This is a genomic window from Blastococcus sp. SYSU DS0510, from assembly GCF_054050835.1.
The window spans coordinates 126,040-151,965 of the sequence record NZ_JBJHAC010000010.1 but is presented as its reverse complement, the minus strand read 5'-3'; the positions used below and the strand labels follow the sequence as shown (position 1 = coordinate 151,965).

Below are 25,926 nucleotides of genomic sequence, written 5' to 3'. Positions count from 1 at the left end.
GGCGGGCCCCCGTGCAGGGGGCCCGCCGCGAGCCGGCGAGCGGTGGGTGGCCGGGCTCTCTCAGCCGAGGCCGAGCTCGCCGTGGAACTGACCGGCCTCCAGGCGCTCGCGCACCGTGGTGAGGAAGCGGGCGGCGTCGGCGCCGTCGACGATCCGGTGGTCGTAGGTCAGCGCGAGGTAGACCATCGACCGCACCGCGATCACCTCGCCCAGCTCGGCGTCCTGCACCACGACCGGCCGCTTCACGACCGAGCCGGTGCCCAGGATCGCCACCTGCGGCTGGTTGATGATCGGGGTGTCGAAGAGGGCGCCGCGGCTGCCGGTGTTGGTCAGCGTGAACGTCCCACCACCGAGCTCGTCCGGCGTCACCTTGTTGGTGCGGGTGCGCTCGGCCAGGTCGCTGATCTTGCGCGCGATCCCGCCGAGGCTGAGGTCGCCCGCCTCGTGGATCACCGGCACGAGCAGCCCGCGCTCGGTGTCGACGGCGACGCCGAGGTTCTCGCTGTCGTGGTAGGTGACGGTGCCGGCCTCGAGGTCGATCGAGGAGTTCACCGACGGGTGCTGCTTGAGCGCCTCGACCGCCGCCTTGGCGAAGAACGGCAGGAACGAGAGCTTGACGCCCTCGCGGGCCTCGAAGTCCTTCTTCGCCTGCTGGCGCAGCTGCGCGATGCGGGTGACGTCGGCCTCGACGACCGTGGTCAGCTGGGCGCTGACCTGCAGCGACTCCACCATGCGGCGGGCGATCACGCCGCGCAGGCGGGAGAGCTTCTCGGTGCGGCCGCGGACGGAGGTGTCCGGGGTCGCGGCCGGGGACGGCGTGCGCGCACCGCCGGACGGCGCCGACGCCGCGGGCTGCGCGGGAGCGGCCTGCGGGGCGGGCTTCTCGGCGGCCGCGAGCACGTCCTGCTTGCGGATGCGACCGCCCACGCCGGTGCCGGACACCGCGTTCAGGTCGACGCCGTGCTCGGCGGCCAGGCGGCGCACCAGCGGCGTCACGTACTGCCCACCACCGCCGTCGCCCGACGGGGCCGGCGCCTGCGGGGCCACCTGGGGGGCGGGGGCGTCGGTCGGGGAGTCCGACGGCAGGGCGCCGCTCGCGCCGTAGTCGCCGCCGGGCTGCTCGCTGGCCGGGTCGGCCTGCTTGGCCTTGGGGGCTGCCTGCGGCTCGGGCTCCGCCGGCGCCGCCTGCTTCGGGGCTTCCTGCTCGGGCGCCTCCTGCTTGGGCGCCTCCTGCTTGGGCGCCTCCTGCTTCGGCGCCTCCTGCTGCGGGGCGGCGCTGCCGCCGCCGGACGCGCCGCTGCCGATCACCGCGAGCTGCGCGCCGACGTCGACGGTCTCGTCCTCCCCGACCGTGATCTCCAGCAGCGTGCCGCTGACGGGGGAGGGGATCTCGGTGTCGACCTTGTCGGTGGAGACCTCGAGCAGCGGCTCGTCCGCGGTCACCTCGTCGCCGACGGCCTTGAGCCAGCGGGTGACCGTGCCCTCGGTGACGCTCTCGCCCAGGGCCGGCATGGTGACCGGCGTCCCCTCGCCGCCGCCGGAACCGCCCCCCGAGCCGGACTCCGAGGCCTGCGCCTCCTGCGGCTCGGGCTCGGCGGCGGGCTGCTCCGGCTCGGTGCCGGCGTCCTCGACCTGCTGGTCGGGGGTCTGCGGGGTGGTGTCCGCGTCCTCCGCCGAGGCCGGGGGGCTGTCGGCGCCCTCGTCCCCGTCGCCACCGCCGATCACCGCGAGCTCCGCGCCGACGTCGACCGTCTCGTCCTCGGCCACGAGGATCTTGGTGAGCACACCGGCGGCCGGGGAGGGGATCTCGGTGTCGACCTTGTCGGTCGACACCTCGAGGAGGGGCTCGTCGACCTCGACCTGGTCCCCCTCCTGCTTGAGCCAGCGGGTGACCGTGCCCTCGGTGACGCTCTCGCCCAGGGCGGGCATGGTGACGGAGGTCGGCATCGGGGCGGTGCTCCTTCTGGCGCTGGGTGGGTGGGGGTAGAGCGGGGATCAGCCGTGCACGTGCAGGGGCTTGCCGGCGAGGGCCAGGTGGGCCTCGCCGAGCGCCTCGCTCTGCGTCGGGTGCGGGTGGATGAGGCTGGCGACGTCGTCGGCCTCGGCCTCCCAGTTGTAGATCAGCTGGGCCTCGGCGATGAGCTCGCCGACGCGGCTGCCGACCATGTGGATGCCCACGACCGGCCCGTCCGGCGCCTGCACGAGCTTGACCGCGCCCGTCGTCTTCAGGATCTGGCTGCGGCCGTTGCCCGCGAGGTCGTAGGTGAGCGTCTTGACCTCGCCGTAGCGTTCCTTGGCCTGGGCCTCGGTGAGGCCGACCGAGGCGACCTCGGGGTCGGAGTAGGTGATGCGCGGCACGCCGGCGTAGTCGATCGGCGCGGGCTCGAGCCCGGCGACCCGCTCGGCGACGAGGATGCCCTCGCCGAAGCCGACGTGGGCCAGCTGCAGGGTGGGCACCAGGTCGCCGACGGCCGAGATGGTCGGGATGTTCGTCTGCATGTACTCGTCGACGAGGACGTAACCGCGGTCCATGGCGACGCCCACCTCCTCGTAGCCGATCCCGGAGCTGACCGGCCCGCGGCCGACGGCGACCAGCAGCAGCTCGGCCTCGATCTCCTTGCCGTTCTCCAGCGAGACCTTGACGCCGTTCTCGGTGGACTGCACGCCGGAGAAGCGGCTGCCCAGCTCGAAGGCGATCTTCCGGCGGCGGAACGCGCGCTCCAGCAGCTTCGAGGCGGCCTCGTCCTCCAGCGGCACCAGGTGGGGCAGGGCCTCGACGATCGTGACGTCGACGCCGAAGGACTTCCAGGCACTGGCGAACTCGCAGCCGATGACACCGCCGCCCAGGATGATCGCGGAGCTGGGGACGCGGTCGAGGTTGAGCGCGTGGTCGCTGGTGATGACCTTCGTGCCGTCGATCTCCAGGCCCGGCAGCGAGCGGGGGTAGGAGCCGGTGGCCAGCAGCACGTGCTTGCCCTCGTAGGTCTCGCCGTTCACCTCGACGGTGGTCGGCGAGGTGAGCCGGCCCTCGCCCTCCACGTAGGTGATCTTGCGGGCCTTCACCAGGCCCTGCAGCCCCTTGTAGAGCTTGGAGATGACGCCGTCCTTGTAGCTGTTGACGCCGTCCATGTCGATGCCCGCCAGCGACGTCTTGACGCCGAACTGCTCGCCCTCACGGGCCAGGTCGGCGACCTCGCCGGCGTGGAGCAGGGCCTTGGTCGGGATGCACCCGCGGTGCAGGCAGGTGCCGCCGACCTTGTCCTTCTCGATGAGGACGACGTTCAGGCCGAGCTCCGAGGCGCGGAACGCGGCGGCGTATCCGCCCGAGCCACCGCCGAGGATGACCAGGTCGGCGGGGGAGGTGGGTGCGCTCACGGATGCTCCTCGAATGCGACGGGCGGCGTCCCCGCTCGAGCGGGCGGGGGCTGCTGCACATCCTGCCACTCCGGGAACGACCTGGCCCGGACCACCGTTGCCCTCGCGAGCGTCGCGGTGATCGCGCGACCCCGGGAAGACGGAGAAGGTGCATGGGGCTGTTCGACCGGTGGCGCGGACGACGGGGTTCTGCGGGGGGCGCCGGCCGCCCGACGCTCGACCGCGCGTCGCAGCGGGGCGACCTGCGGCACCTGGAGGAGTTCGTGGCCAGCCGGCGGGGCGTCGAGGGTTTCGTGGAGCCGCGGACGGCGGTCACCGAGGCGACCATCGTGCTCGTCGCGGCCGACGGGGAGTGGACCCGGCGGCGCATCGACGGCCCCGACGTGGCCCGCCGGCTGTCCCAGGAGCTGTCGATCCCGGTGTACGACGCCCAGGTGACCGGCTACCCGCAGCGGATGCGCGACTACAGCGCCCGCCAGAAGCGCGACCGGCTCTAGGCCGGAGGAGCCGTCCACCCCCACCGCGCGGCGTCCTCCCTCACCGCGGGCCGTGAGGGAGGACGCTCGACGATCAGGTGACCTGGTCATCGCCGCGGTCAGTCGGCGATGAGGGCCTCGATGGTCGCCAGCAGGGTGCGGACGGGGACGCCGGTGCCGCCCTTGGGCGTGTAGCCCCACGGCGACGAGGTGTTGTAACTCGGCCCGGCGATGTCGATGTGCGCCCACGGCAGCCCGTCCGGCACGAACTCGGCGAGGAAGTGGCCGCCGACCAGCATCCCGCCCATCCGGTCGGTGTTGGCGTTGACGAAGTCCGCGACCGTCGAGTCGATCCCCTTGCGCAGCTCGGGAGGCAGGGGCATCGGCCACATCAGCTCGCCGCTGCGCCCGGCGGCGGCGATCACCGCGTCGCGCAGGTCCTCGCTGCCCATGACGCCGGCGGTCCGGGCGCCGAGGGCGACCAACTGCGCGCCGGTGAGCGTGGAGGTCTCCAGCAGGACGTCGGGGGAGTCCTCGGCCGCTCGGGCGATGGCGTCCGCCAGCACGACGCGGCCCTCGGCGTCGGTGTTGGTGATCTCGGCCTTCTTGCCGTTGCGGAACGTGACCACGTCGGCCGGCCGGTAGGCGGTGCCGCTGGGCAGGTTCTCGGCCATCGGCACGGTCGCGACGACCTCGACCGGCAGCCCGAGCTGGGCGACGAGGCAGACGGTGGCGATCACGGCGGCGGCGCCGGCCATGTCGCTCTTCATGTCCTCCATCTTCGCGGCGGGCTTGATCGAGATCCCGCCGCTGTCGAAGGTGATGCCCTTGCCGACCAGGGCCACCTTCTTGCGGGCGCCGGCGCCCGCGTAGGTCAGGCGCAGCAGCCGCGGCTTGCGGGTCGACCCGCCACCGACGGCCAGGATGCCGCCGTAGCCACCGGCGGCGAGGTCGTCCTCGTCGAGGATCTCGGCGGTGAGGCCGACCTTCTCGCCGGCGGCCGCGCCCCGGGCCGCGAGCTCGGCCGGGTAGAGGTCGTTCGGCGGGGTGTTGACCAGGTCGCGCACCAGGGCGACGGCGTCGGCGACCGCGCGCACCCGGCGCAGCGCAGACTCGGCCGCGCCCGCTCCGGGGACGACGATCGTGAACTCGCTCGGCGGGGCCGGGCGGTCGGCGGGCAGGTGGGACTTGTAGGCGGTGAACTCGTACGCGCCCAGGAGGGAGCCCTCGCCCACGGCGTGCAGGCGCTCCTCGTCGGGCGTCCCGCCCACGGCGGCGAGCAGGCTGACGACGGAGCGGCGGCCGCGGAGCGCGCGGCTGGCGGCACCTGCGGCGCGGCGCAGGCTCTCGGGGGTGTAGCCGCCCGAAGCCTCCGGGGCGCCGAGCCCCACGACGGCGACGACGGGGAAGGGGCCCTGGCCGAAGGAGGGCAGGCGGGTCACCTCGTCCTCGGCGCCGCGGGCGCCCAGGTCGGTGAGCGCCGGGAGGAGCCGGCCGCCGAGCAGGCGGTCCAGGGCCTCGGCGCCGGGGGTGGCGAGCGGCCCGTCAGGACCCTTGCCGACGGCGACGACGACGGCGTCGCCGGTCAGCTTCTCGAGCGGGTGGTCGGTGGCGGTGATCGTCGGCGGCACCGCACGATCCTAGAAGGACCCCGATGCCCCCCACCGCTCGCAGGCTCGCGGCGGGTCCCTGCAACGGGGCCGTTCCAGTTCGTCGCCAGCTGGGGCCGAGCCTCCGGATGGGGCCCGTTCCAGTGCGTCGCGGCTCGCGGGGGGTCCCTGCAACCGGGCCGTTCCAGTACGTCGTCCCGGATGCGGGGGTGGCGTTAGCGTGACCGCGTGACCCCACGCACCTCGCCCCTCCACGACCGGCACGTCGCGGCCGGCGCCAAGCTCGCCGACTTCAGCGGCTGGTCCATGCCGATCGAGTACGCCGGCGGGGGCGTGCTGGCCGAGCACGCCGCGGTCCGCGAGGGTGTGGGCCTGTTCGACGTGTCACACCTGGGCACCGGGACGGTCCGCGGGCCGGGTGCTGCCGCGTTCGTCGACGCCTGCCTCACCAACGACCTCTCCCGGATCGGGCCGGGCCAGGCGCAGTACACGATGTGCTGCGTCCCCGACGGCGAGCCCGGTGCCGGGGGAGTGGTCGACGACCTGATCGTCTACCCGCACGGTCCCGACGACGTCCTGCTGGTGCCCAACGCGGCGAACGCCGCCGAGGTGCTGGCACGGCTGGCCGATGCCGCCCCGGCCGGCGTGGAGGTGACCGACCGGCACAGCGACGTCGCCGTCCTCGCCGTGCAGGGACCGCGCTCGCTGCAGGTGCTGGAGCTGCTGGGCGTGCCCGGCGAGATCGGCTACATGTCCTTCGTGACGGGGACCGGTGGCGCCGGGGCCGAGGTGACGGTGTGCCGCACCGGCTACACCGGTGAGCACGGCTACGAGCTGCTGATCGCCGCCGACCGGGCCGGCGAGATGTGGGACGCCGTCCTGGAGGCCGGGCAGGACCTCGGCATCCGGCCCTGCGGCCTGGGCGCCCGCGACACGCTGCGGACCGAGATGGGCTACCCGCTGCACGGCCACGAGCTCTCCCGGGAGATCAGCCCCGTCCAGGCCCGCGCGGGCTGGGCCGTCGGCTGGCGCAAGCCCGCGTTCTGGGGACGTGACGCCCTCCTGGCCGAGAAGGAGGCCGGCCCGGCACGGTTGCTCTGGGGGCTGCGCGCGTCCGGCCGCGGCATCCCGCGGCCGGGCATGGCCGTCCTGGACGGCGACGGCGCGCAGGTGGGCGAGGTGACCAGCGGGACGTTCTCCCCGACGCTGCGGACCGGCATCGGCCTGGCGCTGCTCGACGCCGCCGGCGGGGTGGCCGAGGGTGCGTCGCTCACCCTCGACGTCCGGGGCCGCCGCGAACCCGTCGAGGTGGTGCGGCCGCCTTTCGTGCCGTCCCGCGTGCGCTGAGGAGCGCGCCGGCTAAGGAGCGTTCTTCCGGGTCGGGTCGCCGTCGCCCTTCTCGGGCTCGGCCTTGGCCGGCAGCGTGTCGGCCTTCACGGCGTCGCGCTCGCCCATCGGCACGGGGTCGCCGTCGGTGGTGTCGAGGCCGGTCTGGTGCTCGGCCTCGGAGTTGATCTCGGCGCCCAGCAGGATGAGGTAGCACGTGAGGTACAGCCACAGCATCAGCACGATCACCCCGGCGATGGCGCCGTAGGTCTTGTCGTAGCTGCCGAAGTTGTTCACGTAGATGGTGAAGCCGAGGCTGACTAGCGCCCAGACGGCGGTGACCACGACCGAGCCGAGGCTGACCCAGCGGATCTTCGGCGCGTCGCGGTCGGGGGCGACGCGGTACAGCACCGCCAGCGAGCCCGCGACGACGAGGAGCAGCGCCACCCAGCGTGCGATCTCGAGCAGCACGGTGCCCACCGACCCCAGTGGCAGGAGGTCGATGACGATCGGCAGCACGGCGACCAGGCCGATCGTGAGCACGACGAAGACGATGGCGCCGAGCGTGAGGGCCAGGGAGAGCGCCCGGAGCTTCACGAAGTTGCGGGTCTCGACCTCGTCGTAGGCGATGTTGACCGCCTTGACCAGGTTGTTGACCCCGCCGGAGGCGCTCCACAGCGCCGCCAGGATGGAGGCCACGAGGCTGAGGGTGAGCGCACCGCCGGCGTTGTCGGTGATGGAGGTGACCTGGTCCTCGATCAGGCCCTGCGCCGTCTCCGGCAGCCCGGCGGTGAACTCCTCCACCTGCGCGGCGGCCTGCTCGGGGGAGGCGACCAGGCCGTAGATGGAGATCAGGGCCAGCAGCGCCGGGAAGATCGCCAGGAAGCCGAAGAAGGCCACGCCGCCGGCGATGATGGGCATGTTGTCGGCGTTGTTCTCCGCCCACGCCCGCTTGAGGACCTGCTTCCAGCCCCCGGCGGGGATCTGCAGCGGGTTGGCGGCCCGGATGCCCGGCAGCTGCTCGGGAGCGGGCGCGTCCGGGGGCAGCTCGTGCGGATCCCGCGACGAGCCGCCCTCAGCCGCAGCCTTCGCCGCGGCCGCGCGGCGGGCGGCCTTCTCCTCCACCCGCTGGCGGATCCGGTCGACGGCGCTCTCGCGTGGGCGGGTGCCGGTCACTGCGTCTCCCTGGTGCTGGGCCGTCGTCTGCGGGTCGGTGCGGGATGCCGGTGGCCGGGACGGTCGTCCCGGCCACCGGGCGGGCGTCAGTCGCCCGGCCACGTCCCGGTCAGCTTGGTGAAGCCCTCCGCGCCCAGGCGGTCGATGGTCGCCTTGGTGGCCGCGAAGATCGCGCCCTGGAGGGCCGCGGAGACGACGATCTCCCACATCGGGTACTCGGTCTGGAGCGCGTCCGGGGCGTCGTCCTCGCCGCTGATGCGCTTCCACACCTGCTTGAAGACCGCTCCGGAGACGGCACCGGCCAACAGGCCCGCCGCGAGACCGAACGGCCGGTAGGCGAGCTTGGCTCCCTTGCTCAACGCTTCCTCCTCCTGCTCCGCCGGGCCTTCTTCTCCGCCCGCTCGGTCTTCTTCCGCACGTCCTTCACGGCCTTCTGGGCGGCCTTCCGCCGTGCGGCGAGCTCCTTGCGCGCCCGCTTCGCCTCGCGCTTGCGGCCCACGCGGGCGCCGACGATGAGCTCCTCGGTGCTGGCCCGGCGCCGCGCGCGGCGGCGCCGCCAGAGCACCAGGCCGACGAGACCCGCCAGCGCGGCCCCGGCCCCGGCGAACGCCGGGGGGCTCTCGCGGTAGGTCTCCACCGCGGTGTCCTTGGCGCGGGCGGCGCTCTCCTTGGCCCGGGCGGGCACGTCGAGCCGCTGGCTCAGCTCGTCGACGGTGTGCGCCAGCTGGTCGCGGGTCTCCTCGATCTCGGCCCGGATGGCGTCGGGGTCGGTCGGACCGCTCGACGCCTGGCCGTCGTCCTTGGGCGTGGTCACCGGCGCGCACTCTCCTTCACGGTGGCGATGTCGGTCTTGACACCGGCCATGGCCTCGGTCGGCACCGGCGGTGCCCCCTGCTGGACGTCCTTCTTCCCCACGAGGGCGAGGACGCCCGCGATCGCGAAGAGGACCACGGTGACGATCAGCGCGGCCAGCCAGGCGGGCATCACCAGCGCCAGGGCCAGGATGATCGTGGTGATCAGGGTGGCGGCGCCGAAGAAGGCCATCAGGCCCGCGGCACCGAACAGGCCGGCGCCGACGCCGAGCTTCTTGGCCTTCTGGGTCATCTCGGCCTGGGCGAGGCGGGCCTCGTCCCGCACGAGGGTGCTGATCTGCTCGGTGAGCCGGCTGATCAGCTCGCCGGTCGAAGCGTTCTCGGGGACGGCGTCCACGGCTGCGCGGGTGGCGCCGGCCGTGGCGTCGGGGCGGGGTGTGCTCATCGGTCCTCCGGGTGGACGGCGTCGATGCACCGTCATGCCCCCTGCGGTCGGGCCGTAACCGGCGGGGCGGTCACGGCCCGGGAACGTGGCGTCGGTCACGCCCTCCGCCGCTAACCTGCCTGCATGAGCTGGCACTGGCGTCTCGAGGACCCGTCCGGATCCACCCTCGACCCCGCGGTGGTGGGGGTGGAGGTGCCCGCGCACGACAACCAGGGCGACGCCGAGTCGTGGCTGGGCGAGAACTGGCGGGAGCTGCTCGACCGCGGCGTCGCCACGGTCACCCTGTTCGAGGACGACCGGAAGGCCTACGGGCCCATGGGGCTCGCCGCCACCTGACCCTCCACGGGAGGTCGAGGGTCAGGTGGCAGGGCCTTCATCCGCGGGCGGTCTTCGAGGGGTCGCGCTCGACGACGTCGCCGAGGATCTCGTCGATCCGCGCCAGCACGTCCTCCTCGAGGCGGACGCCGGCGGCCGCCACGTTGTCGTGCACCTGCTCCGGCCGGGTCGCGCCGATGATCGCGGCGGCGACGTTGCCGTTCTGCAGCACCCAGGCCAGGGCCAGCTGGGCCATCGAGAGCCCGAGGTCGTCGGCGATCGGCCGCAGCTGCTGGACGCGGCCGAGGATGTCGTCGGTCATGAAGCCCTGCATCGAGCGGCCGGCCTCGGGGTGCCCGGCGCGGCTGTCGGCCGGCGGCTGCTCGCCCGGGCGGTACTTGCCGGTGAGGATCCCCTGCGCCAGGGGCGACCAGACGATCTGGGACAGCCCCTCCTTCTCCGACGTCGGCACGACCTCGGCCTCGATGACCCGCCAGAGCATCGAGTACTGCGGCTGGTTGCTGATCAGCTGGATGCCGAGCTCGCGGGCCAGCGCCGCGCCCGACGCGATCTGCTCGGCGTTCCACTCCGAGACGCCGATGTAGAGGGCCTTGCCCGACCGGACGAGGTCCGCGAAAGCGGTCATCGTCTCCTCGAGCGGAACGGTCGGGTCGTAGCGGTGGGCCTGGTAGAGGTCGACGTAGTCGGTCTGCAGCCGCCGCAGCGAGGCGTGGCAGCTCTCGATGACGTGCTTGCGGCCCAGCCCGCGGTCGTTCCGGCCCGGGCCCGTGGGCCAGTAGACCTTCGTGAACAGCTCGATCGACTCCCGGCGCTGCCCCGCGAGGGCGGCGCCGAGGACCGTCTCCGCGCGGGTGCCGGCGTAGACGTCGGCGGTGTCGAAGGTGGTGATGCCGGCGTCCAGGGCGGCCCGCACGCAGGCGTGCGCGGCGTCCTCCTCGACCTGGCCGCCGTGGGTGAGCCAGTTGCCGTACGCGATCTCGGAGATGGTCAGGCCGGAGCGGCCGAGGCGTCTGAATTCCACGAACCGCGACGTTAGGCGCCCGGTCGGACCGCCGCCCGTCCGGCCCCGGCCTCGACGGTGTCGCCGTCGGCGGGCAGGCGCGCGCCCATCCCGGCCAGCCGCCCGGCGAGCACCGCGGCCGGCGGGTTGTGGTGCCCCAGGTGGACGGCGACGACGTCGGTGCTCCCGGTGACGCCGCCGACCCCGCGCAGCCGGTCCAGCTGGACGGGGAAGGTCGCGAGGTCCAGGTGGCCGGTGCCGTGGTCCGAGACCTCGCCGAACGTCTCCTCCAGCAGCACGATGTCGTAGGCGGCGCCGCGGGTGGCCTCGACCGTGCCCGCGGGCAGGGGACCGGTGTCGGTGGCGTGCAGCATGCGCGCGCCGTCGGGACCCGTGACGTCGTAGAGCACCGTCGGCACCTCGTGCGCGGCCTCCAGCGCGCGGATCCGGTACCCGGCGCGGTCCAGCACGTCGCCCGGCGCGACCGCCACCAGTTCGACCGGGTCCTCGGGGCCGAGCCACGGCCGCAGCGTCGCCGGGACGGGGGGCGGGCCGACGACGGTGAGCGGCTCCGCCCGGCGCACCCACTGGCGGGCCAGGAGCGCCAGCGGCGCGCAGTGGTCGGCGTGGTCGTGGGTGACCAGGACGGTGCGCACGCCGGCGAGGGAGATGCCGTCCGGGGGCGGAGCGGGCGACAGATCGATGAGCAGCGCCCCGTCGACCAGGGCGGACGTCGGACGGCGCAGCTCGCCCCGGCGGCGGGAGTCGGCGCACGACGGGCAGGTGCACCACGGGTTGGGCCAGCCGTCGGCCGCGCCGGTGCCGAGGAGGGTGACGCGCATCAGCCGCGACGGTGCGGGAGGACGCCCTCGCTCAGACCTCGGCGCCGATCGGCACCTCGGGCTTCGGGAAGCGCCAGCGGCGAACCATCGTGGAGCGGCTGATGCCGTACCAGACGAGGCCCTTCATCTTGTGGTTGCCGTCGGGGAAGCGCTCCAGGACGGTGCGCTTGATCTTCCGGCCCAGCACCACCGAGTCCATGATCAGCATCAGGAAGAAGCCGAGGAGCAGGAAGCTCGTGTAGCTCTTCACCGCCATGCTCGGCACGAAGGTGCCGACGAGCGCGACGGCGGCGATGGCCAGGAAGAAGCTGCCGATGTTGCGGCGGCTGTCGACCAGGTCGCGGACGAGTTTGCGCTCCGGGCCGCGGTCGCGGGCCGGGAGGTAGTCGGTCTCACCCCGGGCGATGCCCTGACGCGCCTCCGCGCGGCGCAGCGCCTGCTGCTCGCGCATCCGCTTGTAGGCCTCCCTGCGCGTGGTGGGCGGCGGCGGGGGAGGACCCTGGCGCCGGCCCTGCGCCTCGTTGCGCCGGGGCGTCGGACGGCCCTTGCCGCCGGCCTTCACCAGGTGCGCGGTCAGCTCGCCGTCCTCGCCGGAGGAGGCGGTCGTCTCGGCATGGTCACGGCGGCCGGGCAGGCGGAGCTTCACGGCCCGGAAGTCTACGTGTGTGAGCAACGGAGCCCCGGACGTCGCGCGGGGAGCCGTACAGTGGGTGCACGGGAAGAGGAGCCGTTCCGACGGCGTTCGTCCGTCACGGAACACGTGTGCGCGGACACCTCGGAGGGAGAGGACAGGAATATGACGGTGCAGGACACCGCGGCCACCGGCGTCGTGCTCAGCGACCCCGCGGCCGCCAAGGTCAAGGCTCTGCTGGACCAGGAGGGTCGGGACGACCTCCGGCTGCGCATCGCCGTCCAGCCCGGTGGTTGCTCCGGTCTGCGGTACCAGCTCTTCTTCGACGAGCGGTTCCTCGACGGCGACCAGACCTACGACTTCGGCGGCGTCGAGGTCATCGTCGACCGGATGAGCGGCCCCTACCTCGGCGGTGCGGTGATCGACTTCGTCGACAGCATCGAGAAGCAGGGCTTCACGATCGACAACCCCAACGCGCAGGGTTCCTGCGCGTGCGGTGACTCCTTCAACTGAGTCATCCGTCGTCCTCCGGACGACACCGCGGCGGCAGCCCTCCGGGCTCCGCGTCGCGGCGTCACCGCTCGCAGGGGCGGCGCCCGTGACGACGTGGCAGTGGCCCGGCACCCGAGCAGGGTGCCGGGCCATCGTCGTCCCGTAGGGCGGTGCTACAACCGGACGGGGTAGACCGTCTCCGGCACGTCGGGGGTGATGCGCTGCTCGACGAAGATGCCGTGCCACACCATGAACACCAGCAGCGTCCACAGCTTGCGGGAGTGGTCGACCGGTGAGCCGGCCCGCTGGTTCTGCCGGTGGGCCGTGAGCATGGCCAGGACCTGCTGCTTGTCCAGCCACTCCTCGGTCTGGCTGTCCTCGATGATCTGCCGCGCCCAGTCGTGCAGGTCCTCGGCCAGCCAGTGGCGCGTGGGCACCGGGAAGCCGAGCTTGCGCCGGTTCAGCACGTGCGGCGGCACGATCTGCTCGAGCGCGCGGCGCAGCGCGTGCTTCGTCGTCTCCCGGGTGACCCGCTGGTCGACCGGGATGGTGGAGGCGACGCGGAAGACCTCGGGGTCGAGGAACGGGACGCGCAGCTCCAGCGAGTTCGCCATCGTCATCTTGTCGGCCTTGACCAGGATGTCGCCGCGCAGCCAGGTGAACAGGTCCACGTACTGCATCGCCGTCACGTCGTCGTAGCCGGCTGCCCGGGTGCGCTCGTAGAGCTCCCGGGTGACGGCGACGTGCGACAGGTCCGGGTCGCGCTTCTCGAGGAAGGTCAGCTCCTCGTCCCGGAAGATGCGCGCGTTGCCGTAGTAGCGCTGCTCCAGGGGGATGGAGCCGCGACGCAGGAGGTCCTTGCCCCGCATGCCGTCGGGCAGCTTGGTCGACAGCGTGCCGAGGGCGCGGCGGATGCCGGCGGGCAGCCTGTCGAAGGCGGCCAGGGAGAGCGGCTCGCGGTAGATGTTGTACCCGCCGAACAGCTCGTCGGCGCCCTCGCCGGAGAGCACCACCTTCACGTGCTTGCGCGCCTCCCGGGCCACGAAGTACAGCGGCACGAGCGCCGGGTCGGCGACCGGGTCGTCGAGGTACCAGACGACCAGCGGGATCGACCCGGCGAACTCCTCCGGGGTGACGACCTTGGTGATGTGCTCGACGCCGATGGCGGCCGCGGACTCCGCGGCGACCTCGATCTCCGAGAACCCCGCCCGCTCGAAACCGACCGTGAAGGTCATGAGCTCGGGGTTGTAGCGCTTCGCCAGCGCCGCGATGGCCGTGGAGTCGATGCCGCCGGAGAGGAAGGACCCGACGGTGACGTCGGCGCGCATGTGCACCCGCACCGAGTCGTCGAGCACCTCGGCGATGCGGTCGTAGAGCGCCTGCTGCTCGTCCTTCGCGACCGGCCGGATCGGGAAGGTCGGGTGGAAATAGCGCTCCGTGGACAGCTCGCCGTCGGCGACGGTGAAGCGGGTCCCGCTCTCGATGCGGCGGATGCCCCGGTGCAGCGTCGCCGGCTCCGGCACGTACTGCAGCGTCAGGTAGTGCTGCAGCGACGCGGGGTCGACGCCGCCGGCCGCCGTGCTCCCGCCGAGCATCTCCAGCAGCGCCTTCTTCTCGGACGAGAAGGCGATGGCCCCGTCGGCCAGGCGCGTGGTGAACAGCGGCTTGATGCCGAAGGGGTCGCGGGCGCCGAAGACGGTGCGGGTCTCGCTGTCCCAGATGACGAAGGCGAACATGCCACGCAACCGGGTGACGATCTCCTCGCCCCACAGGTGGTAGCCGGCGACGATCGCCTCGGTGTCGCCCTCGGTGGCGAAGGTCGCACCGGCCGCGGCGAGCTCTTCCCGGAGCTCGACGTAGTTGTAGATCTCGCCGTTGAAGACGATCCGGTACCGGCCGTCGGCGTACGGCATCGGCTGGTGGCTGTGCTCGATGTCGATGAACGCCAGGCGGTTGAACCCGTAGACGACGCGGTCGTCGTGCCAGACCTCGTTCTCGTCGGGCCCGCGGTGGCGCAGGCAGTGCAGCGCCTCGCGGACGTCGGAGACGATGCCGTCGGTCACGCGGGGGGCGTCGGTCGAGAAGTAGGCGAGCAGGCCACACATGAGGCGCGGGACTCCGGGGGTCGGGGGGTGGCCAGGGGGTCAGACGCGCTCGCCGGCGCGGGTCTTCGCGGTCGCGTAGCGCTCGGCGAAGAAGGAGAGCACCGGGATGGTGCCCGCCACCGTGATGAGCAGCCAGCCCTTGAGCGTCCAGCGGGCGCGCAGCGCCAGGTCGCCGGCGCTCAGGAAGAAGATGAAGTACAGCCAGCCGTGCAGCGTCCCGATGACGGCGGTGGCGCCGTGGATGTCCCAGATGTACTCGAGCGGCATCGCCACGAAGAACAACGCGATGAGCAGGACGCCGACGACGGTGGCCATCACGCGGTAGCGGGTGAGCGCCGGGGGGATCTCCCGCGTGGGCGCCTGCGTCGTCTCAGCAGCCATTGCTGCTCCGTTGTCCCAGGGCCCGCTCGTTGAGCTCGGCGAGGTAGGCGTTGTAGGCGGCGAGCTCGGGGTCGCCGGTGGTGTCGATGCGCGGCCGCTGGTAGAGCACCACCGCGTTGCCCGGCTGGTCCTCGTCCGGCGGGCGGTGCAGCTCGACCCGCACCATGCGGACGTAGAACCACAGCCCCATGAAGCCGTAGAGCGGCCACTGCATGGCGTAGCTCCAGTTGACCGCGCCACCGCCGGCCTCTGCCTTGGAGAGCTGCCAGTAGCCGAGGAAGAAGGTGGCGACGAACAGGGCCGCCACGAGCAGGTGCAGGAGCACCCATCTCGGGGTCAGCAGCCGGGAGAACACGGCACCGACTCTAACCGTCCTGGCGGTGCCGGCGGCCGGCACGGCCGGGCGCGCCGCCGCGCACGGGGACCGCGACCACGTCCCGGGAGCCACCGGCGGGCGACCCACCCGGCGTCCGCGCACCTGCCGGGGTCCGACCCGCCCGGACGTCTCCGGTGGTCAGCCCCTGAGGCGGGTCGGCTAGTCTCGGCCCACACTGAGTTCGGCGTGGATCCACTCTGCCGAGAACCGGTGGAGATCCGTTTGCAAGGACCGCCCGGAGGCCGGGCGGAGGACGAGGAGGCAGCGAGCAGTGGCTCGAGGCAGCAGGCTCGCGCGGCTGGCCGCGCTCGGTCTCCTGGGGGGACTCACCCTCACCGGATGCGAGCTCGGCGAGGCGGAGTGGTGGGAGCGGAACTTCGTCCGGTGGGGATGGCCCGACGGCATCACCGACGAGGCCGAGGCCATGCGGGAGCTGTGGGTCGGCTCCACCTTCGCGGCGCTCATCATCGGCCTGGCGGTCTGGGCGCTGATCGCCTACACGGTGATCGCGCACCGCAAGAAGGGTGACGAGCTGCCGCGGCAGACGGCGTACAACCTGCCGCTGGAGATCGTCTACACGATCCTCCCGTTCCTCATCATCGCCGGCCTCTTCTTCTTCACCGTGAACACCCAGAACCAGGTGCGGCAGATCAGCCCGGACCCGGACGAGGTCATCGCCGTCAACGCCTTCAAGTGGAACTGGCAGTTCGTCTACCCGAACACGAACGGTCCGGACGGCGAGCCGGTCGACACGGTCGGCACGAGCACCGAGATCCCCATCCTCGTCGTGCCCACCGACCGCAGCCTGCGGTTCGAGCTCGCCTCGGCGGACGTCATCCACTCGTTCTGGGTTCCGGAGTTCCTCTTCAAGCTCGACGTCATCCCGGGCAACGAGAACGGCCGGGACAACGTCTTCGAGGTCACCGTCCGCGAGGAGGGTGCCTACGTCGGCCGCTGCGCCGAGCTGTGCGGCACGTACCACGCCTACATGAACTTCGAGGTCCGCGCGGTCTCTCCCGACGAGTACGACGCCTACCTGGCCGCCCGTGAGTCCGGGCTGGGCACCTACGAGGCGCTCGAGGAGATCGGGCAGCCGGGCGAGGCCAGCACGACCACCCCGATCGACCTGGTGCAGGAGAAGGTCGAAGACCTGCAGCAGACGGGGGGCTGAAATGCCTGCCGCTGACAACCGGACCCCCCACATGCCCGAGGAGGCACGACCGTGAAGGTCGAGGCGCTGATCTTCAATCTCATCGCGGTGTTCTGCTTCGTCTGCGCGGTCGTCTACGGCTTCTGGTCCCGTGAGCCCATCGGCACCACGGCCCTCGCTCTGTCGGGCGGTCTGACGATCCTCATCGGTGGCTTCTTCTGGTTCGTCTCCCGCCGGATCGACGCCCGTCCCGAGGACCGCAAGGACGCCGAGATCGCCGACGGCGCGGGCGAGCTGGGCTTCTTCAGCCCGGCCAGCTACTGGCCGTTCACCCTGGCGCTGACTGCGGGCCTGATGGGGCTGGGTATCGCCTTCTGGTACTTCTGGCTGATCGCGATCGCCAGCGTCGGGATCCTGGTCGCCGTCGGTGGGCTGCTCTTCGAGTACTACGTGGGGCAGAACGCCGAGCAGAGCTGAGCTCCCGGAACCACCGACGAGGCCCTCTCCGCCTGATGGCGGAGGGGGCCTCTCGTCGTCCCCGGTCGCGGGCTCGAGGGCTCCTCCGACGGTGCGCCGGCCCGGGGGTGACCGCCCGTCCGCATCCGGAGCCGACGGTGCGTCGACAGCAGGCACGTCGCCGCCGGTCGGCCGGGACGGCGCCCCGGTGCGACCGACCGTGCGCGCCAGCGGCCTCCCCGGTGCGGACGGACCGTGCGCGGCCCGGGAACTCCTGCGGGGCACCCGGGCTGCCTGTCTCGCTCCCCCCGGGGCGCAGCGTCCCTGGGGGAGCGCGCAGGGAGGCGCTCAGGGGCTGCACGCCGCCCGCTGGGCGAGCGCGGGGGGCGCCGCGGCGTCGCGAGCCCCTGGCCGCTCAGCTGGCCAGACCGCAGGCAGTTCCTCAGCGGATTCCGGGGGCTCCGTGTCGGCGGCCGGCCCGGGCGTGGCGCCACCGGTCTAGGTGGTCGAGGAAGCGCTTGTCTCGCCCGGACCGGGGAGGTGGATCGCGCCGGACGTGCCCTGGCTCGGACCTGCGGGACGTCTTCGTCCGGGCACAGCAGAAGGGCCCCGGTGGAGATCCACCGGGGCCCTTCTGTCAGGCGTCGATCAGTCGCGCGGGTCCTGCGGGCGACCACCCTCGGAGGGGCGCCCACCCTCGGAGGGGCGGCCACCTTCGGACGGACGACCCGAGGTCGTGAGCTCCCGATCCGACTCGCCGGCCGCGAGACCGCGACCCTCGCCACGCTGCTCGATCTCGACGGCCGTGGGCTCCTCCACGGGGGAGAAGAACCCTCGGACCGCGCGCCGTGCCGCACCCACCTGGTTCATCTTCTTGGGCACAGGAGCGCCGCCGTAGGCGAGCTGGCCGTGACCGTGCGCGTCCACCGGGCCGATCGGCTGGTGGACCTCGATGAACTCGCCGTGCGGCAGGCGGCGGATGACGCCGGTCTCGATGCCGTGCTCGAGCACCTCGCGGTCGTGCTGCTGCAGACCGAGGCAGATGCGGTAGGTGATCACGTACACGATCGGCGGCAGCAGGATCATCCCGATGCGCCCGGCCCACGTCATCGCGTTGAGGCTGATGTCGAACTTCTCGGCCACGACGTCGTTGCCGCCGGAGATCAGCAGCACGACGTAGAAGGCGATCGACATCATGCCCAGCGAGGTCCGCACCGGGACGTCACGCGGACGCTGCAGCAGGTGGTGCGAGGCGGTGTCCCCGGTCAGCTTCCGCTCGATCATCGGGTAGAAGAGCATCAGCGTGAAGATGATGCCCGGGAGCACGGCGGTCGGCCAGAACAGTGCGGGGATCGTGTAGTCGCCCGGCAGGTTCAGGTCCCAGGCGGGGAACAGACGCGACGAGCCGTCCAGCCACATGATGTACCAGTCGGGCTGCGACGCGGCCGAGACCTGGGCCGGGTTGTACGGGCCCCACAACCACACCGGGTTGATCTGCACCAGGCCACCGAGGGCGGCGCAGACCCCGAACACGACGAACAGCAGGCCGGTCGCCTTCCCGGCGAACGTGGGGAAGAGGCGGTTGCCGACGACGTTGTGCTCGGTCCGGCCCGGACCGGGGAACTGGGTGTGCTTCTGCTTGACCAGGATCAGCAGGTGGACCGCGATGAGCGCCAGCAGGATGGCCGGGATGAGCAGGACGTGGGCGATGTAGAGCCGGCCGATGATCAGCTCGCCGATGTAGTCACCGCCGAAGACCGCCCAGTGCATCCAGGTGCCCACGACGGGGATGGCCAGGATGATCGCCGACATGATCCGCAGGCCCGTGCCGCTGAGCAGGTCGTCGGGCAGGGAGTAACCGGAGAAGCCCTCGAGCAGCGCGAGGATGAGGATCACCACGCCGATGAGCCAGTTGCTCTCCCGCGGACGGCGGAAGGCGCCGGTGAAGAAGATCCGCAGCAGGTGGACGACGATGGCTGCGACGAACAGCAGGGCGGCCCAGTGGTGCAGCTGACGCATGAACAGGCCGCCGCGGACGTCGAAGGAGATGTCCAGCGTCGAGGCGTAGGCGATCGACATGTCGACGCCACGCAGCGGGTTGTAGGACCCGTCGTAGGTGACCTCGGTCATCGACGCCTGGTAGAAGAACGTCAGGTACGTGCCCGAGAGCAGCAGGATGACGAAGCAGTAGAGCGCGATCTCCCCGAGCAGGAACGACCAGTGGTCGGGGAAGACCTTGTTGAGGGTCCGCCGGACGGGGCCGGCGACGATGAGGCGGTCGTCGATCTCGAGCGCGGCCTTGCCGAGTCTCGTGGTCGGGGCCCCCGGCGCCGTGGCGGTGCGAGCTGCCATCAGATGCGCTCCCGGTTCCAGTAGGTCGGGCCAACGGCTTCAATGTAGTCACTGCGCGCCACGAAGAAGCCCTCGTCGTCGACGGTGATGGGCAGCTGGGGCAGTGAGCGGGTCGCCGGCCCGAAGATCGGCTTGGCGCCCGCGGTGACGAGGAACTGCGACTGGTGGCACGGGCACAGGATGCGACCGGTCTCCTGCTCGTACAGCGACACCGGGCAGCCGGCGTGCGTGCAGATCTTCGAGTAGGCGACGTAGTCGCCGTAGGAGAAGTCCGCCTGGCCCTCGCGCGGCTCGTCCTGCAGCACCTGCTCCGGCCGCAGCCGGATGAGCATGGTCGCGGCGTCGGTCAGCCGGTTGCCACCCGGCACGGCCGGGAAGACCGTCTCCAGGGAGCCGGGCTCCTGGTCACCGGGCCGGACCGGGCTGCCGTCATCGCGGAGGAGGCGGACGCCCTCCGCCCACGCGGTCCGGCCGAGCGTGTTCCCGCGGCTCGGGTTGTTGATCAGGCCGCCGAGCGGGGCCAGCAGCATGATGCCGACGCCGGCACCCATGAATGCCAGTGACCGGGTGATCAGCTTGCGGCGTGGCAGCCCGCTGTTGTGGTAACCGCCGACGAGCGTGGCGCCGGTGGTGACGCGGTCGAAGTGCGAGCCGTCGTGCTTGTCCTGCACCGCCGTCTCGTGGGGGAGCAGCTTCTTCGTGTAGAGCACCAGGCCCGCGCCCACCAGGGTCAGGGAGAGGCCCATGCAGAGGCCGAGGAGCGGGGTGAACAGCGCGCTCCAGGTGGTTCCCTCCTCGGCCCACGACCACTCGGGCAGGAACCAGCCTGAGCCGACGTACACGACGAGGAACAGGAAGGCGAAGACGCCGGCGAGGGCGAAGGTCCAGCCGACCTGGCGGACCGCCCGGCGCTCCAGCGCCGAGCCCGGCTCGGGGCCGGGGTCGACGTGGAGGATCTCCACGCCGTCGTACCGGGCACCGAGCAGGTCGAGCTCCTCCCGGCGCATCGCCGCGAGCTGCTCGGGGGTGTAGTCGTCGTCCGGCCCGCCGTGCAGGGGGCCGGGGGTGTCCGCGCCGCCGGCCGAGCCGGGGCGGGTCTCGCGGGTGCTCACGCTTCCTCCTCGCCGGCGGCCGTGGTCAGCGACCGCGCAGCAGCAGTGGTGGTCGACGGGCGGGCAGGCGTGCTCACGCCTTGCTCCCCATCCAGAAGATGCCGAACAGGAGGGCGCTCATGCCCACGATCCAGATGACCAGGCCCTCGCCGACCGGGCCGATGCGGCCGACGCCGGCACCACCCGGGTCCGCCATGTTCTGGATGGTCTGGACGTAGGCGATGATCGAGCGCTTCTCCTCCGGGGTGAGCTGGTTGTCGCCGAAGACCGGCATGTTCTCCGGGCCGCTCAGCATCGCGGTGTAGATCTCGAGGTCGGTGGAGCCCTCCAGGCTCGGCGCCGCCTTCCCGGAGGAGAGCGCGCCGCCCTGGCCGACGAAGTTGTGGCAGGACGAGCAGTTCAGCCGGAAGAGCTCACCACCGAGGGCGAGGTCGCCCTCGCGCAGGTCGCCCGACGGCAGCGTGGGGCCACCGCCGTTGGCCTGGACGTAGGTCATCAGCTGGTCGATCTCCTCGTCGGAGAAGACGGCCGGCTTGTCGGGGGCGTCGGCCTCCTGGCGGACCAGCGGCATGCGGCCGGTGTGGACCTGGAAGTAGACGGAGGCCTCACCGACACCGATCAGCGACGGGCCGCGATTGGCCACGCCCTCGAGGTTCTCCCCGTGGCAGGAGATGCAGGAGCGCTCGTACAGCTCGCGCCCGGCCGCCTCGGCCGCCGATTCGCTCGTGGCCTCGTCCGCGGCCTGGGCCGGGGTGAACACCGAGTACAGGGCACCGGTGAGGATGAGCGAGGCCATGAGGGCCGCGACGTTGGCGATGCGCCGGCGGTGCTTGGAGCGGCGGCGTGCGCGTGCCCGGTCGACAGGCGTGCCGGCGTCGGCGAGCGGGGCGTCGGACTGCGGGTTCGTGGTGGACACCGGTTCCCTAGCGGATCAGGTAGATCGTGGCGAAGAGCCCGACCCACACGACGTCGACGAAGTGCCAGTAGTAGGAGACCACGATGGCCGAGGTCGCCTGCGCCGGCGTGAAACGGCCCATGGTGGACCGGATGAGCACGTAGACGAAGGCGATGAGGCCACCGATGACGTGCAAGGCGTGGAAGCCCGTCGTGATGTAGAAGACCGAGCCGTAGGTGGACGACGAGATGGTCGTCCCGTGGTCCATGACCAGGACCCGGTACTCGTTCGCCTGGGCCAGCACGAAGACCAGGCCCATCACGAAGGTGATCGTGAACCAGCGGCGGAGGCCGTAGACGTTGCCGTTCTCCGCGGCGAACACCCCGAACTGGCAGGTCACCGAGGACAGCACCAGGATCACGGTGAAGACCGTGGCGTACGGGAGGTTCAGCTCGGTCGGCTCCGGCGGCCACCCCTCGGTGGCCCGGGCTCGCGCGGTGAAGTACATGGCGAACAGGCCGGCGAAGAACATCAACTCGCTCGAGAGCCAGATGATCGTGCCGACGCTGACCATGTTCGGTCGGGTCAGGGAGTGCACCCGCGAGGTGTCGAAGGTGCTGCTCGCGACGGGGGCCGTTGTCACGGGGCTCATCATGGCATCGGCGGGGCGTGGTCACGACTGCGGGTGGTGACGGCGTGGCGGTGATGTGACCAGCTCGATACCGACGCGCCGCCCCGGCCTGCGCAGACGCCCCCGGGCACTAGGCTCGGCGGCGTGAGTGCCGCCGACAAGCCCGCCGCACCGGCCACCGTGCTGGTCTACAGCCACCGTCCCGAGGTCCGCGACGCGGTGCGCGCGGCGGTCGGGCGGCAGCCCGCCCCCGACGTGGGGCCCCTGACCTGGCTGGAGTGCTCGACGGGCGACGAGGTGGTGGCCGCGGTCGACGCCGGCGGCATCGACCTGTGCATCCTGGACGGCGAGGCGCAGCCCACCGGCGGGATGGCGCTGGCCCGGCAGCTGGAGATGGAGGTCGCCGACCGTCCGGCGGTCTGCCTGCTCGTGGCGCGGCAGCCCGACCGCTGGCTGGCCCACTGGTCACGGGCGGAGGCGACGCTCGCCCTGCCGGTCGACCCGCTGGTCGCCCCCCGGGTGGTGGCCGACCTCCTGCGCGCCGACGCGGGCCACCCCGCCGCCCGCCGGTGACGCCGCTGGTGCCGCCGACGTCCGCCGCGCCCACCTGGCCCGGGTTGCTCAACCGGTTGCTCGCCGGGCAGGACCTCACGGCCGAGGACTCCCGCTGGGCGATGCGGGAGGTGATGACCGGTGAGGCCACCCCCGCCCAGGTGGCCGGCTTCACCGTCGCGCTGCGGGCCAAGGGGGAGGCCCCGCAGGAGGTCGCCGGGCTCGCCACCGAGATGCTGGCGCAGGCCACGCCGGTGCGGCTGCCCATGGACTGCGTCGACATCGTCGGCACGGGAGGCGACGGCGCCCACACGGTCAACATCTCCACCATGGCGGCGGTCGTGACGGCTGCCGCGGGTGCTCCCGTCGCCAAGCACGGGAACCGCGCGGCGTCCTCGTCGTCCGGGGCCGCCGACGTCCTGGAGGCGCTGGGGGTGGTCATCGACCTGCCCGCAGACGCCGTGGCCGCCTGCGTGCGCGAGGCCGGCATCGGCTTCTTCTTCGCGCCGGTGTTCCACCCCGGGATGCGGCACGCGGCCGCCCCGCGTCGGGAGATGGGCATCGGCACCGTCTTCAACTTCCTCGGCCCGCTGACCAACCCGGCGCGTCCGGTGGCGGCGGCGATCGGCTGCGCGAACGCGCGCATGGCGCCGGTGCTCGCCGAGGTGCTCGCCGCCCGGGGGACGCGGGCGCTGGTGTTCCGGGGTGACGACGGCCTCGACGAGCTGACCACCGCGACGACCTCGGCGGTGTGGCAGGTCCGCGACGGGGTCGTGGAGGCCGACCGGGTCGACCCCGCGGCGCTCGGCATCGAGGCGCCGCCGCCGGACGCCTTGCGCGGCGGGGACGCCCGGGTCAACGCCGACGTGTTCCGCCGGGTCGTCGACGGCGAGCGGGGGCCCGTGCGCGACGCCGTCCTGCTCAACGCCGCCGCCGCGCTGGTGGCGTTCGACGAGCGGCCCACGCGGCTGCACGACGGCCTCGCGGCGGGGCTGGAGCGGGCAGCCGCGGCGGTCGACGACGGACGCGCGGCGACGCTCCTGGACCGCTGGGTCGAGGTCAGCCGCGCGGTCCGCCGCTAGGCCCGCCCGGAGGCTCGCGAGGGGCGAGGAGGACGGGTCCGACCTCAGGCCTCGGCGTCGAAGCCGATGGAGAAGGCCGCCTCGAGGTCGTGCCGCGAGTAGGCGCGGAAGGCGATGTGGGTGTCCGTGTCGACGACCCCGGGCACCTTGTTGATCCGGCCGGCGATCACCTCGGCGACCTGCTCGAACTCGCGGACGCGGACGATGGCGATCAGGTCGGCCTCACCCGCGACGGAGTACACCTCGCTGACGCCCTCGAGCTCGGCGACGGCCTGCGCGACCTCGCCGATCGAGTCGGTGGCTGCGTCGATCATCACGATGGCGGTGATCACGCCGGGGATGCTAGCCGTTCGGGGCGGGCGCGGGTGCTCAGCGACCGCCCGTCGGCGAAGGGGTCCCGGGCGTCGCGCCCGGACTCCACCCGCGCCAGGAAGGCGCTGTAGGAGCCCGTGCCGGGCGCGGCGCAGGCCAGGGTCCCGGTCAGTTGCACCAGCCGGGTGCCGGGCTTCTCCAGCCAGCGCAGGACAAGCTCGGTCTCGTCGACCGACGTCGGCTGCTCGGCGTCGGTGCCCGGGACGGTCTCCGCGGTCGTCAGCAGGCCGGGCAGCACGCTGCGGACGGTGGTGCCCCGGGGCGCTTTCCCCGCGGCGGCGAGGCGGCCCGACCGGACGACGGACAGCTCCCAACCGCCCTCGCCGTCGGGCCGGGCGAGCACGAGCTCGGGCACGGCGGCCAGCGACGCCAGCCGCTGCCGCCGGCGGAGGGCCCGGACGAGCACGGCCACCCGGTCGCGCAGCACGGCGGCGTCCTCGTACCGCTCCTCGGTCGCCAGGCGCTCCACCCGGTCCAGCAGCGGGGTGAGCAGCGGGCGGGGATCGTGGCCCACGGCCGCGGCGAACACCGCGGCGACACCGGCGTACTCGGGCACCGACTGCGCGCCGGTGCACGGGGCGCCGCAGCGCCCCATGTCGGCGAGCGCGCAGGCACTGACCGGCGTGCGGGGGGAGAGCCGGGCCGTGCACTGCCGCAGGGGGAGCACCTCGTGGACCGCGGCCACGGCGGCGTCGGCGGCGTGGCGGTCGGGGAACGGCCCGAGGAAGACGCCGGCGTCGGGGCGGACCCGGCGCACCACCGACAGCCGGGGGAAGGGCTCCTCGGTGAGCCGGACCCACAGCGCTCGCTCGGGGAACCGGGACCGGCGGTTGTACCGCGGTTTGTGCGACGCGATCAGGCGCAGCTCGCGGACCGCCGCCTCGAGGGCGTGGGCGCACGGGATCGCCTCCACCCGCTGGGCCAGGCGCACCATCTCGGTGATCCGGCTGCGCTGCTCGCCGGAGGTGAAGTAGCTGCGGACCCGGCTGCGCAGGTCGCCGGAGGTGCCCACGTAGAGGGGCTCGTCCTTGGGGCCGCGGAACAGGTAGACGCCGGGACCGTGCGGCACCTCGTCGGCCAGGTGCCGCTTCCGCCGCCGCTCCGGGTCGACCTGCCGGGTCAGGGTGGTGAGCTCCTCCAGGGTGGTCACGCCGAGCGGGCCGAGCCGCTCGAAGAGCCCGTGCAGCACGTCGACCGTGGCCCGGGCGTCGTCCAGGGCCCGGTGCGTCGGCGAGGTGGTGGCCGAGAAGTAGGGAGCCAGGGTGGCCAGCTTGCAGTTGGGCACCTCGTCGCGGTTGAGCAACCGCCGGGCGAGGACGGCGGTGTCGACGGACGCCGCCGCCGGCCACGCCAACCCGTTCTCGGCGCACGCAGCCTTGAGGAACCCGAGGTCGAACGGGGCGTTGTGGGCGACGAGGACCGCGCCGCGGGCGAACTCGAGGAAGGCCGGGAGGACGGCGCCGATGCGCGGGGCCGTGGCGACCATCGTCGAGGTGATGCCGGTCAGCACGCTGATGTAGGGCGGGATCTCGTGGCCGGGGTCCACGAGGGTCTGGAACTCGCCGAGCACCTGCCCGCCGCGGATGCGCACCGCCCCGATCTCGGTGATGGCGCTGTCCTTGGGGGAGCCGCCCGTCGTCTCCAGGTCCACCACGACGAACGTCACCTGGGCCAGCGGCGTCCCGACCTCCTCGATCGAGACCTGCTGGTAGCGCGGCGGCGCGGGAGAGGGTGGCACGGGGCGGACGCTAGGTCGGGGTGCTGACACTCCGGGGGACGCGCGCCGGGCCCGCCCCCCCCAAGGGCGGGGGGTCGGCGGCCGCCCGACCAGGGGGCCGGGGGTGCTCACCCCGCCGATCACCTGGCGTTCCGCGGCCCGGACGGGTCACCATGCACTGCCAGCGCCCGTCGCCCCGCGCGACCGGCCCGTCCCGCGGAGGT

At 72.8% G+C, this 25,926-nt stretch carries 27 protein-coding genes; 8 read left to right on the top strand and 19 right to left on the bottom strand.

What is annotated here, in order from left to right:
• Positions 1–60 precede the first annotated feature (60 nt).
• Together sucB and lpdA are read right to left on the bottom strand one after the other, a co-directional pair.
• Positions 61–1,947 carry a 2-oxoglutarate dehydrogenase, E2 component, dihydrolipoamide succinyltransferase gene (gene sucB / locus ACI79P_RS10505; RefSeq protein WP_456580991.1) on the bottom strand — a complete coding sequence of 629 codons (1,887 nt, stop codon included), beginning with the start codon at positions 1,945–1,947 and terminating at the stop codon, positions 61–63.
• 48 nt (positions 1,948–1,995) lie between these two features.
• Positions 1,996–3,375 (bottom strand): dihydrolipoyl dehydrogenase, encoded by a 1,380-nt coding sequence (gene lpdA / locus ACI79P_RS10500; RefSeq protein ID WP_456580990.1) that lies wholly within the window; start codon positions 3,373–3,375, stop codon positions 1,996–1,998.
• A 152-nt stretch (positions 3,376–3,527) separates the two neighbouring features.
• Here lpdA and ACI79P_RS10495 point away from each other — a divergent pair, with 152 nt between their 5' ends.
• The gene (locus tag ACI79P_RS10495; RefSeq protein WP_456580989.1) at positions 3,528–3,872 is read left to right on the top strand and encodes an oxidoreductase; all 345 of its coding nucleotides are present in this window, start codon (positions 3,528–3,530) and stop codon (positions 3,870–3,872) included.
• 98 nt (positions 3,873–3,970) lie between these two features.
• On the opposite strand, the gene ACI79P_RS10490 is transcribed toward ACI79P_RS10495, so the two are convergent.
• The gene (locus ACI79P_RS10490; protein WP_456580988.1) at positions 3,971–5,482 is read right to left on the bottom strand and encodes a leucyl aminopeptidase; all 1,512 of its coding nucleotides are present in this window, start codon (positions 5,480–5,482) and stop codon (positions 3,971–3,973) included.
• A gap of 207 nt (positions 5,483–5,689) precedes the next feature.
• On the opposite strand from ACI79P_RS10490, the gene gcvT reads away from it, so the two are divergent.
• Complete coding sequence (gcvT, locus tag ACI79P_RS10485) at positions 5,690–6,808, top strand: glycine cleavage system aminomethyltransferase GcvT (RefSeq protein ID WP_456580987.1); 1,119 nt, start codon at positions 5,690–5,692, stop codon at positions 6,806–6,808.
• A gap of 12 nt (positions 6,809–6,820) precedes the next feature.
• Here gcvT and ACI79P_RS10480 read toward each other — a convergent pair whose 3' ends face one another.
• The 4 genes from ACI79P_RS10480 to ACI79P_RS10465 all read right to left on the bottom strand — a co-directional run bounded on the left by ACI79P_RS10480 (position 6,821) and on the right by ACI79P_RS10465 (position 9,220).
• Positions 6,821–7,963: a YihY/virulence factor BrkB family protein gene (locus tag ACI79P_RS10480; protein ID WP_456580986.1), complete on the bottom strand. Its 1,143-nt coding sequence runs from the start codon at positions 7,961–7,963 to the stop codon at positions 6,821–6,823.
• An 86-nt stretch (positions 7,964–8,049) separates the two neighbouring features.
• Positions 8,050–8,322, bottom strand: a complete 273-nt coding sequence (locus ACI79P_RS10475) for a DUF4235 domain-containing protein (RefSeq protein WP_456580985.1) — start codon at positions 8,320–8,322, stop codon at positions 8,050–8,052.
• Positions 8,319–8,777 carry a DUF3618 domain-containing protein gene (locus ACI79P_RS10470; RefSeq protein ID WP_456580984.1) on the bottom strand — a complete coding sequence of 153 codons (459 nt, stop codon included), beginning with the start codon at positions 8,775–8,777 and terminating at the stop codon, positions 8,319–8,321. The genes ACI79P_RS10475 and ACI79P_RS10470 overlap by 4 nt, the downstream gene beginning before the upstream one ends.
• Entirely contained in the window at positions 8,774–9,220 is a 447-nt protein-coding gene (locus tag ACI79P_RS10465) for a phage holin family protein (protein ID WP_456580983.1), read from the bottom strand. Before ACI79P_RS10465 ends, ACI79P_RS10470 begins: the two co-directional genes overlap by 4 nt.
• Positions 9,221–9,343: 123 nt before the next feature.
• On the opposite strand from ACI79P_RS10465, the gene ACI79P_RS10460 reads away from it, so the two are divergent.
• Entirely contained in the window at positions 9,344–9,556 is a 213-nt protein-coding gene (locus ACI79P_RS10460) for a hypothetical protein (RefSeq protein WP_456580982.1), read from the top strand.
• A gap of 37 nt (positions 9,557–9,593) precedes the next feature.
• Here ACI79P_RS10460 and ACI79P_RS10455 read toward each other — a convergent pair whose 3' ends face one another.
• Genes ACI79P_RS10455 through ACI79P_RS10445 form a run of 3 tightly spaced genes read right to left on the bottom strand, consistent with a single transcriptional unit; the run spans position 9,594 to position 12,044 of the window.
• Positions 9,594–10,577 carry an aldo/keto reductase family protein gene (locus ACI79P_RS10455; protein WP_456580981.1) on the bottom strand — a complete coding sequence of 328 codons (984 nt, stop codon included), beginning with the start codon at positions 10,575–10,577 and terminating at the stop codon, positions 9,594–9,596.
• Between the two features lie 11 nt (positions 10,578–10,588).
• Positions 10,589–11,398, bottom strand: coding sequence for an MBL fold metallo-hydrolase (locus ACI79P_RS10450; RefSeq protein ID WP_456580980.1), 810 nt, complete (start codon positions 11,396–11,398; stop codon positions 10,589–10,591).
• Between the two features lie 31 nt (positions 11,399–11,429).
• A complete protein-coding gene (locus ACI79P_RS10445; RefSeq protein WP_456580979.1) occupies positions 11,430–12,044 on the bottom strand; it encodes a DUF3043 domain-containing protein in 615 nt (204 codons plus the stop codon).
• A gap of 150 nt (positions 12,045–12,194) precedes the next feature.
• Between ACI79P_RS10445 and ACI79P_RS10440 the strand changes: the two genes are divergently transcribed.
• The gene (locus tag ACI79P_RS10440; protein ID WP_091931329.1) at positions 12,195–12,542 is read left to right on the top strand and encodes a HesB/IscA family protein; all 348 of its coding nucleotides are present in this window, start codon (positions 12,195–12,197) and stop codon (positions 12,540–12,542) included.
• A 152-nt stretch (positions 12,543–12,694) separates the two neighbouring features.
• Here the strand turns inward: ACI79P_RS10440 and asnB are convergent, their stop codons facing one another.
• The 3 genes from asnB to ACI79P_RS10425 are packed head-to-tail and all read right to left on the bottom strand — an operon-like array spanning position 12,695 to position 15,362.
• Positions 12,695–14,626, bottom strand: a complete 1,932-nt coding sequence (gene asnB, locus ACI79P_RS10435; RefSeq protein ID WP_456580978.1) for an asparagine synthase (glutamine-hydrolyzing) — start codon at positions 14,624–14,626, stop codon at positions 12,695–12,697.
• A gap of 39 nt (positions 14,627–14,665) precedes the next feature.
• Positions 14,666–15,007, bottom strand: coding sequence for a DUF3817 domain-containing protein (locus ACI79P_RS10430; RefSeq protein WP_456580977.1), 342 nt, complete (start codon positions 15,005–15,007; stop codon positions 14,666–14,668).
• Positions 14,997–15,362 (bottom strand): metalloprotease, encoded by a 366-nt coding sequence (locus ACI79P_RS10425; RefSeq protein ID WP_456580976.1) that lies wholly within the window; start codon positions 15,360–15,362, stop codon positions 14,997–14,999. Before ACI79P_RS10425 ends, ACI79P_RS10430 begins: the two co-directional genes overlap by 11 nt.
• Positions 15,363–15,654: 292 nt before the next feature.
• Here ACI79P_RS10425 and ctaC point away from each other — a divergent pair, with 292 nt between their 5' ends.
• Both ctaC and ACI79P_RS10415 read left to right on the top strand, forming a co-directional pair.
• Positions 15,655–16,554: an aa3-type cytochrome oxidase subunit II gene (ctaC, locus tag ACI79P_RS10420; protein ID WP_456580975.1), complete on the top strand. Its 900-nt coding sequence runs from the start codon at positions 15,655–15,657 to the stop codon at positions 16,552–16,554.
• Between the two features lie 51 nt (positions 16,555–16,605).
• Positions 16,606–17,010 carry a cytochrome c oxidase subunit 4 gene (locus ACI79P_RS10415; RefSeq protein WP_456580974.1) on the top strand — a complete coding sequence of 135 codons (405 nt, stop codon included), beginning with the start codon at positions 16,606–16,608 and terminating at the stop codon, positions 17,008–17,010.
• 627 nt (positions 17,011–17,637) lie between these two features.
• On the opposite strand, the gene qcrB is transcribed toward ACI79P_RS10415, so the two are convergent.
• The 4 genes from qcrB to ctaE all read right to left on the bottom strand — a co-directional run bounded on the left by qcrB (position 17,638) and on the right by ctaE (position 22,000).
• Positions 17,638–19,341 (bottom strand): cytochrome bc1 complex cytochrome b subunit, encoded by a 1,704-nt coding sequence (qcrB, locus tag ACI79P_RS10410; protein WP_456580973.1) that lies wholly within the window; start codon positions 19,339–19,341, stop codon positions 17,638–17,640.
• Positions 19,341–20,453, bottom strand: a complete 1,113-nt coding sequence (qcrA, locus tag ACI79P_RS10405) for a cytochrome bc1 complex Rieske iron-sulfur subunit (RefSeq protein ID WP_456580972.1) — start codon at positions 20,451–20,453, stop codon at positions 19,341–19,343. Before qcrA ends, qcrB begins: the two co-directional genes overlap by 1 nt.
• A gap of 73 nt (positions 20,454–20,526) precedes the next feature.
• Positions 20,527–21,369, bottom strand: coding sequence for a cytochrome bc1 complex diheme cytochrome c subunit (gene qcrC, locus ACI79P_RS10400; protein ID WP_456580971.1), 843 nt, complete (start codon positions 21,367–21,369; stop codon positions 20,527–20,529).
• A gap of 7 nt (positions 21,370–21,376) precedes the next feature.
• Complete coding sequence (gene ctaE / locus ACI79P_RS10395) at positions 21,377–22,000, bottom strand: aa3-type cytochrome oxidase subunit III (RefSeq protein WP_456580970.1); 624 nt, start codon at positions 21,998–22,000, stop codon at positions 21,377–21,379.
• Between the two features lie 123 nt (positions 22,001–22,123).
• Here ctaE and ACI79P_RS10390 point away from each other — a divergent pair, with 123 nt between their 5' ends.
• Together ACI79P_RS10390 and trpD are read left to right on the top strand one after the other, a co-directional pair.
• Positions 22,124–22,552: a hypothetical protein gene (locus ACI79P_RS10390; RefSeq protein ID WP_456580969.1), complete on the top strand. Its 429-nt coding sequence runs from the start codon at positions 22,124–22,126 to the stop codon at positions 22,550–22,552.
• Positions 22,553–22,560: 8 nt separating this feature from the next.
• Positions 22,561–23,613, top strand: coding sequence for an anthranilate phosphoribosyltransferase (trpD, locus tag ACI79P_RS10385; protein ID WP_456580968.1), 1,053 nt, complete (start codon positions 22,561–22,563; stop codon positions 23,611–23,613).
• Positions 23,614–23,657: 44 nt separating this feature from the next.
• Here the strand turns inward: trpD and ACI79P_RS10380 are convergent, their stop codons facing one another.
• Positions 23,658–23,945: an Lrp/AsnC family transcriptional regulator gene (locus tag ACI79P_RS10380; RefSeq protein ID WP_456580967.1), complete on the bottom strand. Its 288-nt coding sequence runs from the start codon at positions 23,943–23,945 to the stop codon at positions 23,658–23,660.
• On the bottom strand, positions 23,942–25,723 hold the full coding sequence (locus ACI79P_RS10375) for a DEDD exonuclease domain-containing protein (protein ID WP_456580966.1): 1,782 nt from the start codon (positions 25,721–25,723) through the stop codon (positions 23,942–23,944). Before ACI79P_RS10375 ends, ACI79P_RS10380 begins: the two co-directional genes overlap by 4 nt.
• Positions 25,724–25,926 lie beyond the last annotated feature (203 nt).

Coding starts and splice junctions, on each gene's coding strand:
- qcrB (WP_456580973.1), bottom strand. CDS start 19,341: ATGGCAGCTCGCACCGCCACGGCGCCGGGGGCCCCGACCACGAGACTC.
- ACI79P_RS10450 (WP_456580980.1), bottom strand. CDS start 11,398: ATGCGCGTCACCCTCCTCGGCACCGGCGCGGCCGACGGCTGGCCCAAC.
- ACI79P_RS10465 (WP_456580983.1), bottom strand. CDS start 9,220: ATGAGCACACCCCGCCCCGACGCCACGGCCGGCGCCACCCGCGCAGCC.
- ACI79P_RS10430 (WP_456580977.1), bottom strand. CDS start 15,007: ATGGCTGCTGAGACGACGCAGGCGCCCACGCGGGAGATCCCCCCGGCG.
- ACI79P_RS10495 (WP_456580989.1), top strand. CDS start 3,528: ATGGGGCTGTTCGACCGGTGGCGCGGACGACGGGGTTCTGCGGGGGGC.
- asnB (WP_456580978.1), bottom strand. CDS start 14,626: ATGTGTGGCCTGCTCGCCTACTTCTCGACCGACGCCCCCCGCGTGACC.
- ACI79P_RS10460 (WP_456580982.1), top strand. CDS start 9,344: ATGAGCTGGCACTGGCGTCTCGAGGACCCGTCCGGATCCACCCTCGAC.
- ACI79P_RS10440 (WP_091931329.1), top strand. CDS start 12,195: ATGACGGTGCAGGACACCGCGGCCACCGGCGTCGTGCTCAGCGACCCC.
- ctaE (WP_456580970.1), bottom strand. CDS start 22,000: ATGAGCCCCGTGACAACGGCCCCCGTCGCGAGCAGCACCTTCGACACC.
- sucB (WP_456580991.1), bottom strand. CDS start 1,947: ATGCCGACCTCCGTCACCATGCCCGCCCTGGGCGAGAGCGTCACCGAG.